Annotated in this window: 12 protein-coding genes; 6 read left to right on the forward strand and 6 right to left on the reverse strand. The window is 50.5% G+C overall.

The features are described 5' to 3' along the window. The first annotated feature begins 7 nt into the window (after nucleotides 1-7). The 4 genes from pgi (at nucleotide 8) to H6859_06650 (ending at nucleotide 5,460) form a co-directional block, all read left to right on the forward strand. The gene (gene pgi, locus H6859_06635; protein ID USO06723.1) at nucleotides 8-1,627 is read left to right on the forward strand and encodes a glucose-6-phosphate isomerase; all 1,620 of its coding nucleotides are present in this window, start codon (nucleotides 8-10) and stop codon (nucleotides 1,625-1,627) included. An 88-nt stretch (nucleotides 1,628-1,715) separates the two neighbouring features. Further along, entirely contained in the window at nucleotides 1,716-3,017 is a 1,302-nt protein-coding gene (locus H6859_06640; GenBank protein ID USO04835.1) for a pentapeptide repeat-containing protein, read from the forward strand. Nucleotides 3,018-3,092: 75 nt separating this feature from the next. Continuing rightward, the gene (gene mutL, locus H6859_06645; protein USO04836.1) at nucleotides 3,093-4,913 is read left to right on the forward strand and encodes a DNA mismatch repair endonuclease MutL; all 1,821 of its coding nucleotides are present in this window, start codon (nucleotides 3,093-3,095) and stop codon (nucleotides 4,911-4,913) included. Nucleotide 4,914: 1 nt separating this feature from the next. Beyond that, complete coding sequence (locus tag H6859_06650; GenBank protein ID USO04837.1) at nucleotides 4,915-5,460, forward strand: hypothetical protein; 546 nt, start codon at nucleotides 4,915-4,917, stop codon at nucleotides 5,458-5,460. A gap of 8 nt (nucleotides 5,461-5,468) precedes the next feature. Here the strand turns inward: H6859_06650 and H6859_06655 are convergent, their stop codons facing one another. From H6859_06655 to crcB, 5 genes are all read right to left on the reverse strand, one after another. After that, a complete protein-coding gene (locus H6859_06655) occupies nucleotides 5,469-5,750 on the reverse strand; it encodes a hypothetical protein (GenBank protein ID USO04838.1) in 282 nt (93 codons plus the stop codon). 90 nt (nucleotides 5,751-5,840) lie between these two features. Further along, on the reverse strand, nucleotides 5,841-6,551 hold the full coding sequence (locus H6859_06660) for an ATP12 chaperone family protein (GenBank protein ID USO04839.1): 711 nt from the start codon (nucleotides 6,549-6,551) through the stop codon (nucleotides 5,841-5,843). Next, nucleotides 6,548-8,413, reverse strand: a complete 1,866-nt coding sequence (locus H6859_06665) for an AsmA family protein (GenBank protein USO04840.1) — start codon at nucleotides 8,411-8,413, stop codon at nucleotides 6,548-6,550. The genes H6859_06660 and H6859_06665 overlap by 4 nt, the downstream gene beginning before the upstream one ends. Beyond that, nucleotides 8,410-9,429, reverse strand: coding sequence for an RluA family pseudouridine synthase (locus tag H6859_06670; protein USO04841.1), 1,020 nt, complete (start codon nucleotides 9,427-9,429; stop codon nucleotides 8,410-8,412). The genes H6859_06665 and H6859_06670 overlap by 4 nt, the downstream gene beginning before the upstream one ends. Next, nucleotides 9,426-9,806: a fluoride efflux transporter CrcB gene (gene crcB / locus H6859_06675; GenBank protein ID USO04842.1), complete on the reverse strand. Its 381-nt coding sequence runs from the start codon at nucleotides 9,804-9,806 to the stop codon at nucleotides 9,426-9,428. Before crcB ends, H6859_06670 begins: the two co-directional genes overlap by 4 nt. 50 nt (nucleotides 9,807-9,856) lie before the next feature. Between crcB and H6859_06680 the strand changes: the two genes are divergently transcribed. Together H6859_06680 and H6859_06685 are read left to right on the forward strand one after the other, a co-directional pair. After that, entirely contained in the window at nucleotides 9,857-10,747 is an 891-nt protein-coding gene (locus H6859_06680; GenBank protein USO04843.1) for a DMT family transporter, read from the forward strand. 133 nt (nucleotides 10,748-10,880) lie between these two features. Continuing rightward, the gene (locus H6859_06685; protein ID USO04844.1) at nucleotides 10,881-11,612 is read left to right on the forward strand and encodes a TerC family protein; all 732 of its coding nucleotides are present in this window, start codon (nucleotides 10,881-10,883) and stop codon (nucleotides 11,610-11,612) included. A gap of 3 nt (nucleotides 11,613-11,615) precedes the next feature. Here the strand turns inward: H6859_06685 and H6859_06690 are convergent, their stop codons facing one another. Next, nucleotides 11,616-12,905 (reverse strand): replication-associated recombination protein A, encoded by a 1,290-nt coding sequence (locus tag H6859_06690; protein ID USO04845.1) that lies wholly within the window; start codon nucleotides 12,903-12,905, stop codon nucleotides 11,616-11,618. Between the last annotated feature and the right edge of the window lie 21 nt (nucleotides 12,906-12,926).

Consider the following 12,926-nt stretch of genomic DNA (forward strand, 5'->3'; position numbering starts at 1 on the left):
CGCCCATATGCCCGTTCATGAGCGCCCGGAATGGGAAGTGCTTCAAGCGCACCAACGGGAAATTTCGAACATGCATATGCGTGATTTATTTGCCAATGATCCGCAGCGTTTTGAGAATTTTAGCGCTAAGATTCCCGGCCTGCTATTGGATTATTCAAAGCATAGAATTACAGATGAAACGATGAATGCTCTGCTGGCGCTGGCGCGAGCCTGTAATATTGAACGTCAACGCGATGCTATGTTTTCCGGTAACAAAATCAATAGCTCTGAAAACCGTGCTGTACTTCATACGGCGCTGCGCCGATCTGCGGATGAAAAAATCATCCTGGATGGCGAAGATATTATGTCTTTTGTATATAAAACCTTGTTTCGGATGCGTGATTTCAGTGATGCTGTGCGTTCGGGCACATGGACAGGCTGTACAGGCAGGCGTATAAAAACTGTTATCAATATAGGCGTTGGCGGCTCGGATTTGGGACCGCAGATGGTTTGCGAAGCTTTAAAGCCCTACGCAGAACGAATGGCAGAGTCTTGTGGGCAAACCGTTGACCTTGCTGTGCGCTTTGTTTCTAATATCGACGCAACGATGCTTCATGACACCCTGCAAGATTGTGATCCCGAAACAACATTGTTTATCGTTGCATCCAAGAGTTTTACAACGCAGGAAACCATAACCAACGCTTTAGGGGTCAAGGCCTGGCTGCTGGATACTCTCTCAGATGAGACGGCTATCAAGCGTCATTTTGTTGCACTTTCTGCCAACGAAGAGGCCGCCATGCAGTTCGGTATTCCACCGGAAAATATCTTCCCGATGAAGGACTGGGTTGGCGGACGCTACAGTTTGTGGGGCGCCATCGGTCTATCAATTTGCTGTGCAGCAGGGTTTGATGTATTTCAGGACCTTTTAGCCGGTGCAAGCGCCATGGACCACCATTTTCAGAGTACGCCGCTGGATAAAAACATACCTGTAATCATGGCTATTTTGGGGATCTGGAACCGAAATTTTCAGGGCTATCCGGCGCAGGCGATTCTGCCCTATGCCCACCATTTACAGCGTTTTTCCACTTATATCCAGCAGCTTGATATGGAATCAAACGGCAAGGGTGTTACGGCGGACGGACGGCCTGTGAGCGTGGCCAGCGGGCCGATCATTTTTGGAGAGGTCGGCACGAATGCCCAGCATACATTTATGCAGCTTTTGCATCAAAGTCCGGAGGTTATTCCAGCGGATTTTATTATGGTGGCAAAGCCTGTCCCCCCCTATGAAAACCAACATAAAAAGTTGCTCGCCAATGCGCTGGCGCAATCCAAATCCCTGATGGAAGGACAGGAAAACTCAGAGGAACCACACCGTAATTTTCCTGGAAACCGGCCCAGTTCCTGCGTTGTTTTGGACACGCTTGATGCTTATCATTTAGGATTGCTGCTGGCGCTTTACGAGCATAAAATCTTTGTTCAGGGCGTAATTTGGGGCATTAACAGCTTTGATCAATGGGGCGTTGAGCTTGGAAAGACCAACGCAAAACATATTATCGATGCCTTTGAAACTCATAAAAAAATAGATACACTCGATTCATCAACGGCTGGAATTTTGCGCCACCTGACGCAGAAATTCATAAAATTTTAGAGGCCGTTCCTGTAAAATATACACTCTGCGTACAAACAAGAATTAACGGCAGGCAATGCCGTTTTTGCATGCGAAGAAGGCGCAAAGCATGAGAGCAAGCATTCCTGATCCGAATGAACTTACTCGGCTTGACCAGTCAAAGCTGGATGAGGCGTTGCGTAAACACGACATGTATTTGCGTGGCCAGATTGGTGGGGCGCGCTGCGTTCTCAAATATCACAACCTATCAGAGCTGGATTTTAAGCAATATGACCTTTCACAGGCTGATTTTACCGGTTCTTTGCTGGTTGAGGCTGATCTTTCATATGGCGTTTTTATTAGCACCTGTTTTTTTGCTTGCGATATGCGCAATGCAAACATGCATAATGCAGATTTTTCACGGGCTGATTTTCGCGGGGCCTATGTCGCAGGGGCCAATTTGTCCGGCGCTAATCTGAGTGACGTGGATTTGCGTGAAGGCAAAATCATGAAGCGCGATGACAAAGGTGTATTGGAAGACCGTAAACGCTCAGGTGGAACGGGTTCACGCGCAATTCTCTCAGGCGCTAAGATGAGCGATACGAATATGAGCAGGGCGCGCGCTATGTCTGCTGATTTTTCCGATTCAGATATGAGCGGCGTCACTATGACCGATGCCAATTTGTCCGGCGCGAGTTTTGAAGGCGCGAACCTGGCGGATGCAGATCTGAGCGGGTCGGACCTATCAAGTACAAATATGCGCCAATCCATTATGACCGGTACGATTCTGGAACGCACCGAACAACTTGATATGGACGATACGGCAGCAGTGACTGAAAGAGATATGGGCAACAAGTTAGAGAATCTTGGTAAAAGCCTGCCTGAATTACTGGAGGAACATACGCTCTGGGTCGCTACAGCCGGACGTGCCGGACGGCAACTGGATTTGAGCGGTTATGATTTGCGTGATGTGCTGGATCTGAAGAGATTTCCTCTTACCGCCATTCAATGTACGGGGGCAAATTTTCTCAATCAGGATTTGCGCAGCGCCGAATTGCAAAGCGGCGTATTTGACCGCAGCGATTTTCGCGATTGCGATATGACGGAGGCCGATTTGCGTGGCTCGAGCTTTAAATATGCACAAATGGCACGCGTTAATCTTACCGGAGCGCTTATGTGTCCGCTGGAGTTTAAAAAGGATATGGGCCACAGCACATTGCGCCGCGTTGATTTTAGCGGGGCAAATTTTCGTTTTTCAAATTTACGCGGGGCCGATTTGCGCGATGCTATTTTGATGGGAGTCGATCTGACCAATGCTGTTCTTAATGATTGTGACTTGCGGCGCGCTGATTTTACCGGGGCAATCCTGAGCGGAGTCAAGATGGAAAATTGCCGTCTTGATGAAGCTATCATTGATTTTAAAGCGCTGTAAAAGTTATCCACTTCCCCCTTTTCCCTGCTTGCTTAAAAACCTGACAACCGGCGTTTGTGACGCTAGTCTTCTTTTATGTCTATACGTTATTTACCGGAAACGCTGATCAATCAGATTGCGGCGGGCGAAGTGATTGAGCGCCCGTTTGCAGCCGTGAAAGAGCTGGTTGAAAATGCGATTGATGCACAGGCAAGCCGCATCGATGTATCACTGCAAGCCGGGGGTAAGAGCCTGATTGTCGTGAGTGATGACGGCAAGGGTATGGGCCGCGTGGATTTGATTGCGGCGGTAGATCGTCATGCAACCTCAAAGTTGCCCGGCGATGATCTGGTGCATATAGAGCATTTGGGTTTTCGTGGAGAGGCCTTGGCCTCGATTGCTGCGGTGGCGCGCCTGAACATTCAATCGCGCGCGGAAGGCGCGGGCGAGGCGTGGGAAATTTGCGTCGAGGGCGGGCAGAAATTTGATCCAACTCCGGCGGCGCATCCGGAAGGTACGCAGATTGAAGTGCGCGATTTGTTTTTCTCCACGCCAGCGCGGCTGAAATTCCTTAAAACCGACCGGGCTGAATTTATGGCGGTGAAAGATACGCTCACGCGGCTGGCCATGGCGAATCCAGAAATTGCTTTTACGCTGAGCCATGATGGAAAAATATCGTTAAAACTTCCTGCCGCCGGTGATGTGCAAGAACGGATGAGCGCGATATTGGGCCGCGATTTTGGTGAGAATGCCATGCCGATTGAAGCGGAGCGTGAAGGGATTCGGCTTTCGGGGATGGCGAGTCTGCCGACATATCACCGCGCGACGACAGGGTATCAATATCTGTTCGTCAATGGACGGGCCGTGCGTGACAAGCTGTTGCATGGCTGCATTCGCGGGGCGTATTCAGATGTATTGCATTCGGGGCGGCATCCGGTGGCGGCGCTGTTTATCGACCTGCCTGCGGCGGAAGTGGATGTCAATGTACACCCGGCAAAGGCCGAAGTGCGGTTTCGTGATCCAGGTCTCGTACGCGGGCTGATCGTGAGCGCGCTTAAACACGCGATCCATGAGCATGGCGGACAGGCGGCGAGCAGTGTCTCGACCGGGATGCTGGGGCGTTTTCGTCCGGCTGGTAGTGGCAATGGCCCTGCCCTGCCCTTGCATCGCGGATCCTCTGCACCTGTGCTTTCGTCTTATGCTTATGGCAACATGGCCGAAGCGGTGCATAATGCTTATACGCTGCAGCCAAGCGTTCAGAGTTCAATGGCGGTCGATATGGTGCCGGCGGCGCGGATGGAAGTGCATGAAGCCCCCGTAGAAACAGTGCAAAATTTTCCTTTGGGCGCGGCGCGGGCGCAAATTCATGAGAATTATATCATTGCGCAAAATGCCGATGGGCTGGTGATTGTTGATCAGCATGCGGCGCATGAACGGCTGGTTTATGAGCGCTTTAAAGCGCAGATGCGCGAGCGGGGTATTGAGAAGCAAGGGTTATTATCACCTGAGATTGTCGAGCTGGAAGAAAGTGAAGCGGAGCGTTTGCTGAAATTTGCGCCGGAATTGGCCAAGCTGGGGCTGGAGATTGAGCCGTTTGGTGGAATGGCTGTGGCGGTGCAATCGGTGCCAACATTGTTGGGACAGCGAGCCGATATTCAGGGGTTAATCCGCGATCTGGCCGATGAGATTACGGAAGCGGGCAGCGCGCAGGGGCTGGAAGAGCGGCTGAATGAAATTCTATCGACGATGGCGTGTCACGGCTCGGTGCGTTCGGGGCGGCGGATGAATGTGGATGAAATGAACGCATTATTGCGCCAGATGGAAGCTACGCCGCTTTCAGGGCAATGCAATCATGGACGCCCGACCTCTGTTGCACTATCTTTAAAGGATATTGAGCGTCTATTCGGGAGAAGATAGCTTGAATGAACAACCACAAAGTCACGGTCGGAAATCCGTTTTGAATTTGTATGCTGCGCTGGGGGCAAGCCTGATTCTTTCGGTCCTGCCTTCTGTGACGGCGGCAGGGTTATCGCTGGTGTTTTTTCTGGGTGTATTGATTGCGGCTTATCATATGCGCGGTAAAGTTGAAGAACACAGCCTGATTGAAAATCATGCGACTTTTATTATCCGCACGCTGTGGATCGGAGCATTTTTGACGCTGCCAACCATGGGACTGGCAACGGCCTATATGATGAGTGGTATTGATTACGCGCCATTTGAGGTGTGCGCGCAGGCGCTGGCGAATAAGGGTGTTGCGTGGATGGAAAGCGCCGGGATGATGGAAGTTTACGGCCTTGTTGAGCCTTGCGTTGAGGGTTTTATTACTGAGAATAAAGTGTTGTTTATCAATGCGGTGGTGATTGCCGGAGCGCCGGTGGTCATCTATATGACTTATCGGCTGATTAAAGGGTTAAGCCGGGCCAGCAAAGGCTATCGGCTGGCGAAGCCTAAAGGGTGGTTTTGATTTTAAAATTAGAATGCCCTGTGAGGATCTGGAGTCTGCAATTCTTCATTGACACGTTTCAGAACCTCGTTTGCCTGCTCTAGCTCTGACGCTGTAACACCCTCCGGGACTTCTGCGCTACCACAGTCCTTTTCAATTACATAAGATCCATCACTCGCAAAAATCATTCCCAGTTGAGTGAGCTGACAATTTTCACGAAACAATTCTTGAAGGTTCGATTGTGCGTTTACACCTACCTCCCCCTTAATTACAAGATCTGTTCCCTTTTCATACCCTGTATCTTCGCTCATCACACTCTCCAAATCTTTAAAAGATATTAGATTTAGAGTGTACCGTATTATGGTTAATTAATTTTTAATTTCTGGCGGTGGCGCGAACATTTAAAGCAGGTTCAGAAAGGCGGCAGCGGCTTCGAGGTCGCGGAGCATGGCGGCGTCTTTCTTTTCGGATAGCGGATCGCGGCCATATTTTTCCGCATTGTAAATTTCATCTTTGAAGTGTTCTTCGACGCGCGCGGCGTTGTAAATCTCTTGCGGGGTGATTGCGCCTTCGATAAAGGCGAGGCCGAGCACCAGCGAACCGGATAAAGGAACAACCAGTTGTAGAGCGGTAAAGCGGGCATCGTCCAGCGCATCGGTCTTTGTTTGCACGGCTGTGTGCGCGGCGGCTGGTTGTTTGAGCGCAGCCAGATCCGTGGTGGTTTGCAAGGCGCAATCAAACTTATCTTCAAACCATGTGAGCCAGCGGTCCCAGCTTTCGGCCTGCTTTTCGGCTTGTCCGGCTGGCTGATCTTTTGGTGCGCGGTAGCAGATCAGGTCTGTATCGAGGAATTTGAGGAGTTCGGCGCTCATCGCAGCGCGCTGCTCAGACACCCGATCTATTTGCGTGCTGAGGATTTGTGTCAGCGGCATTGTTTCGGGATCAATGGTTTCGCCTTGCGCGGCCCATTCTTCCTGGATAGCTGTCGCCATAGTCTCGCTGGACGCCAGAAGCGTTTTCTTTAGCGGAGTTTTTACCGGGCGGCTATCGAGATGCACCGCCCAGCCACTGACTTCCTGATGCACAGAGACAAGTTTATAAAATTTTTTCATTTATTGAGGTCCTTGGCTTGCCCCTCTCCGGCTTCCTGCGGTTTTGAATCCGGCGCTTCGGGAACAGCTTCGACTTCAGGTTTTTCCGGTGCGGGCAGGAATTCTTTTTCAATTATGAAAGCTTTGCAGGGATGGTCTTGCGCCAAACCGAAATCAGCCAGCGTCACGGCATAGAAAGCCGGGTTCACAGCGCCTAAAAGCAGACCACCGACACGCTTGCCTAGATCAAAAACATTCGGGGAGACTTTCAGATCCGGAAGAGGACCGGATACATTAATGGCTGAAGCAATATCGCCAATCGCCACATTCTTTGGTTTTGGTTCCAGAACCATTTCAAGCTGGTCAGCCTTAAAATCGTAGGTACCCTCACCATAAAGTGTAATGCTTTTGGTATCGACAAAGACAGAGTCGCTATGTCCCTTGAGGTTTTTGACATCGAGATTGACGATGACGCAGTTCATATTGAGATCGCTCTCTTTTTCAAAGCTTGGCAGCAAAGCATTCAGCAAACCGCTGCCCCAAAGATCAAGCAGCCCGGCGCGCATCTTACCTTGCCCGCCGACAAAACCAACTTTTCCCGAAAGTCCTTCTATCAAACCATCCATGCTTGTGCTTTGCGAAGACAAGTCTATTAAAATATCGCCGTGACCTTCGATAGTGACTTCACCGGTGCTGAGTTGTTTTTGAAGAGCTCTGTAATCAAAGCCTTTGACTGCAATTTTCTGTATCAATTTGGCCGGGCTTTTGGAGGTCAGCAAATCGACGTGGCCACTGAGTTCTCCCCCCACGATTTTCCCCTCCAAGGGGCCGATATGAAGATCTCCTTCTTCTAGGATCAGCGGGGCTTTTAATTTCCCAAGCTCGACTGCCCCGACCTTAAATTTTTGCACATCCAGATTCAAGTCCAGCGTCAGGCCACTCAAGTCCAGAGCGGCGTTTTGCTCGCCAAAAATTTTATCAAGAGCATCAATGGTCCTTTGCGCAGGAGATTCTCCAGTAACATCGCTTAAGATTAATTCATTGCTGGTTACTTTACCGAAAATCAAGGGCGTTTCACCCGTCCAATCCAGAGTAACATCCGGATCAATCCGGGTTTTGCCCGGTTCAAGGCGGAGCTGCCCGTTAAACTCCAATTTCCCGGAACTGGCTCGGTCCATGTCGATATGACCATGCAGCACTTCTTTTTGTTTATTTAGCAGGACAATATTTTCAAATTTATAGCCGCCAATAACGGTATTATGAATTGACCCCCGTGCGGTCAAATCGGCCAACGAAATTTCAAAATCGCGCTGGCGGCCAATTACGTAGGTATGCCTTCCGGGTTTTCCTTTTGTTTGCAGCCCAAATTTGGCATGAAGCGGCGAATTATCAATTGCCCCTTCAACGATGAAGGTGGCCCGCGCATCCTGTTCACGCACGTTCATAGCGCTTACTTCTATGCTTTTGTTCAGTATGCTGCCCGGCTTAGCCATTAGGTTTTCAATGTGAATATCTTTGAAATGACCTGGCCGGAACAGTGCATCGAAAAAGGGCATCACCAGACGCGCTGCACCGATGCGGATCATTGTTTCGCCCATACCATCATCACCGCCGCGCAGCTGTACGTCGGTAATATCAATGGCAATATTGGGGAAAAAACGCATAGAATTGAGTGTGCCGATGCGAGCGGTATAGGGCGTCGTGTCGGTGAGGAATTCCTCTATGGATTCGCGCAGAACCGGGCTGTTACCGCCTAGGCGCGAGAGCGCGGTTGCTAAAATAAACAAAATCACGCCAATGATGGCCAGCCATTTTAAAATGCGCAAGACGACAGATTCCCAGCCCTTATATTCCGGCACTTGGGGGGCGTTTTCTTCGCTCATGATTTCGTATCCTCAAACGGATCGGCCTTCAGGCTAGGGCTAAAGCCTAGCGCTTTCCAGGTTTTTTTCAACTCAGGAGGGAGTGGCGCCGTTACATCAAGCGGAGCTTTACGTCCGGAAGGGTGGGGCAGAATAATGCGGCGCGCGTGCAAATGGAGGCGATCGGCAAGGTTGAGCGCCTTGAGATCGGCTTCGGCCTTGCGGCGCGCTTCGTGGGTTTCTTCCTGTTCGGGCAGACGGGCATATTTTTTGTCGCCAACAATCGGGCAACCGATCAATTCAGAATGAACGCGGATCTGGTGGGTGCGGCCGGTGCGCGGCCAAAAAGCGACAAAGGCGGCGCTATGCAACGCGCTTTCCAGCACAATGAAATCGGTGATGGCGGATTTGCCTTCTTTTTCATCGACGACCATGCGCTCTTTGTTATTGCCGCCTGCCTTGATCAGCGGGGCTTTGATCGTGCCGTCAGGGCGGTCGGGCGCCGGGCATACAACCGCCCAGTAAATTTTTTTGACTTTACGGGTTTTAAATGCATCGCCCATGGCTTTGGCGGCTTTTGCATTGCGGGCCAGCAAGAGGATGCCGCTGGTGTCTTTGTCGAGGCGATGAACGAGGCGCGGCTTGACGCCGTCCTTACCGGTCAGGGCCTCCAGCAGCCCATCGATATGGTATTTGGTTTTGCTGCCGCCTTGGGAGGCTAACCCTGCGGGCTTATTCAGCGCGATCACATCGGCATCTTCGTAAATGACCATCGATTTGATGAAGGCTTTATCCTTATCGGTGATTTTTACTTTCTCATCTATGGATTTATGTTCGAGTGGCGGAATGCGGATTTCCTGACCGGCTTTAAGCTTGGCGTCAGCTTTTATTCGTTTGCCATCGGCGCGAATCTGACCTTTACGGATCAGCTTTTGCGCCAACCCATAGGGCAGTTCGGGCACGTTTTTTTTCAGCCAGCGATCCAGGCGCTGGCCATCATCATCGGCTTTGACTTCGATTTGCCGGACGTTGCTCATGACACACATGCTCGCACAATGGCCATGGCAGCGAACAACCCGGCGATGGACAGGATTACGGAGCCGCCGAGATATAGCGCACTGTAAAGATAGGACCCGCGTTCCCACAAGTTCACGAAATCCAGCGAGAAGGTGGAAAAGGTTGTGAAAGCGCCGAGAAAGCCGGTGACGATAAACATGCGCATGGTTTCGGAAGGATGCCAGTAATGGGCGAATATGGCGATCAGCAGGCCCATAATGAAGGAGCCAACGATATTCACCGTTAATGTGCCGTAGGGAAAGCCATGGCCGAGCAGCTTCACCGCGCCCACATTGACGCCGTGGCGCATTACAGCGCCTAAAGCGCCTCCGGCGGCAATTGCGAGTATTGCGTTCATCGAAAATTCTCCTTACAAAGCATTATCAGGTTGTAATGGAGTTCAGCCATATGTTCAATCATCTTCATCCATCACATAAGGGAATCGTTTTAGCCTTTATCGGCTTTACGGCCTTTGCCTTTAGCGATGTGGTTTCGAAATGGCTGCTGCAATATTATTCGACCTATCAGGTGGTTTTTATAAATCACAGTACGGCCTGCCTTTATTTGCTGGCGGCTTTACACATGTCTGCGAGCCTAAAGACTCTGAAGCGCAGCACCAAAATCTCTTTACACCTCTTTCGCGGGGTGCTGAATACCTGCGTTGCCCTTTCGGTGATTTTTTCCTTCTCGCGATTGCCGATTGCCGATGTGTATGCGTTTTTATTCACGGTGCCGTTTTTTTCGGCGCTTTTGGGGGTGGCGTTTTACAAACAGGCTATCGGCCTGCATAGAGGCCTTGCGATTGTTATAGGCTTTACGGGGGTCGTTATCGGTCTACAGCCGGGCAGCGAAGGGTTTAGTCCATGGCTGATTGTTCCTATTTTGGCAGGGTTTCTGATTGCCCTGAAATTTACAATTTCCAGATCTTTGGAGGGGGAAAACACCTTACTGTTGGGCCTTTGGCCTTTGCTGGTGTCTGCGCCGCTTGCAGGACTGCTCAGCATCAGCAGTTTTGAAATGCTGAACTTTACGCATTTTGCCATGCATCTGTTTACCGGGCTTTGTATTGCAACCGGGCTTGTTTGCGTTTCGCAGGCCTTTCGGATTGCCCCTGCGGCCGCCGTTTCACCGATTTTGTATACAGAAATGATCTGGGCGCTGTTGTTTGGTTTTCTGATTTTTGGAGATGCGCCCGATCTTATGATGATGGTCGGCGCGGGGATTATCATTTTAAGCGGGATTTATCTTGTCGAAACAGAGCGGCGGAATGGCCGCAGCAATATTAAAGTAAAATCTTAATAATTGCTTTTTTATAAATCAATACGATATGTTTCGTATTGATTGTAAGCCTTGCTGAGCCTGTATTAAACCGTAGAAAATACCTTAGTAAAGAGTTATAGTTGCTCTTTGAGTATTTTAGAAAGACAACAAAATGGACTGGCTGTTTAGTGTCGATTTATGGATGAGTTTTCTTACGCTGGTCGTACTTGAAATCATTTTGGGTATCGATAACATCATTTTTCTTTCCATTGTTGCATCCAGACTCCCTGCAGAAAAACAAAAAGCAGCCCGATTGATCGGCCTAGCGTTCGCCCTTCTCATGCGCATCGCGCTGTTACTCAGCATTTCATGGCTGACCCACATCACGGTCATTGTACTTAGTATTGCCGGTCATGATGTCTCGTGGCGCGATCTTGTTTTAGGACTTGGCGGATTGTTTCTGCTTTACAAAGGCACACGCGAGATTCATAGCACTGTAGAGGGCGACGACCATGATACGGCGAACATCTCTAAAGCCGCAACTTTCGGCAGTGTGATCACCCAGATTGTCATCATCGATATGGTTTTTTCCCTTGATTCCGTGATTACGGCCGTGGGGATGACAGATCATGTCCCGGTCATGATCGCGGCTGTAGCCATCGCAATCGTGATGATGATGTTTGCCGCAGAGCCTGCCAGCCGTTTCGTTCAGGAAAATTTATCCATCAAGATGCTCGCCCTCAGTTTCCTGCTGCTGGTTGGGGTGGCCCTGATCGCCGATGCGATGCATTTCCACATTCCGCGCGGTTATCTGTATTTTGCGATTGCCTTCTCTCTCGGTGTAGAATCGTTAACCCTGCTCGCTCAAAAAAGAAGTGAAAAGAGAAAAGCCGCGCGGGCATAGAGGTTAAGACTTACGGCGTTTTTCCCAATACTCCAGCCTCTTTTTGATTTCGCGTTCAAAACCGCGTTCGGCGGGCTGGTAAAATTCATGACGTTTCAAACCGTCTGGGAAATAGCTTTGGCCGGAAAAACCTTCGAGGGTGTCGTGGTCATATTGATAACCCAAACCGTAACCTTCGCTTTTCATCAACTTGGTCGGTGCGTTCATCGCGTGTTTGGGCGGCATCAATGAGCCTGTTTCCTGAGCGGCACGTTTGGCAGTCTTCAGAGCCATATAGCTGGCGTTGGATTTGGGGGCACATGCGAGATAAGTGCAGGCCTGAGCCATTGCCAGCTCCCCTTCCGGCAAGCCGAGGCGCTCATAAGCTGTCCATGCATTGTTTGCAATTACAAGGGCTTGCGGATCGGCGTTAGAAATATCCTCGCTGGCCATGCAGGTCATACGGCGCAGAATGGTCGCCGGATCTTCCCCACCAACAAGCATACGGGCCATCCAATACAGCGCTCCATCAACGTCCGAGGCACGCAGCGATTTATGAAAGGCGCTCAAGAGGTTATAATGCGCTTCGTTACCTTTATCGTAAAGTGGGGCGCGGCGCTGAACCAAAGCCAATAAACCTTCTTCGTCCAGTATTTCACCTTGGGCGATGATTTGTTCGGCCATGGAGAGCGCATAGCGGCCATCGCCATCAGCCATGGTTTTAAGAAGTGCGCGCGCTTCGGGTGCAAGAGGTAGCGGCGCGTCTTTTTCCGCCTTTTGCAACAAAGCTTCAAGAGCTTCATCATCCAAGCGTTTAAGCACAAAAACCTGCGCACGGCTGAGCAGCGCGGCATTGAGTTCAAAAGACGGGTTTTCTGTGGTCGCGCCAATCAGGGTGATGGTGCCATCTTCCATAACGGGCAGAAAGGCATCTTGCTGCGATTTATTAAAACGGTGGATTTCGTCTACGAATAGCAATGTGCTCCGCCCGTTTTGTTTTCGGATTTTCGCTGCATCGAAAACTTTACGCAAATCTCCAACGCCAGAGAAAATCGCTGAGAGCTGCTCAAAATGCAGATCGGTATGATGGGCTAAAATCCGCGCCAGCGTGGTTTTACCGCAGCCCGGCGGCCCCCAGAAAATCAGAGACGACAGGTGCCCACCGTCCAGCATTTTACGCAAAGGGGCACCTTTGCCAACGATATGATCTTGCCCGACAACATCTTCTATGCAATGCGGGCGCAGTCGATCGGCCAGCGGCCTACGCTCGTCGAGAGCGGCACCTTCCTGATCTACTGCGAATAAATCCCCCATTTTTTATACCCCTTACGCTTG

This window comes from Rhodospirillales bacterium, from assembly GCA_023898785.1.
Taxonomy (GTDB): domain Bacteria; phylum Pseudomonadota; class Alphaproteobacteria; order Micavibrionales; family Micavibrionaceae; genus TMED27.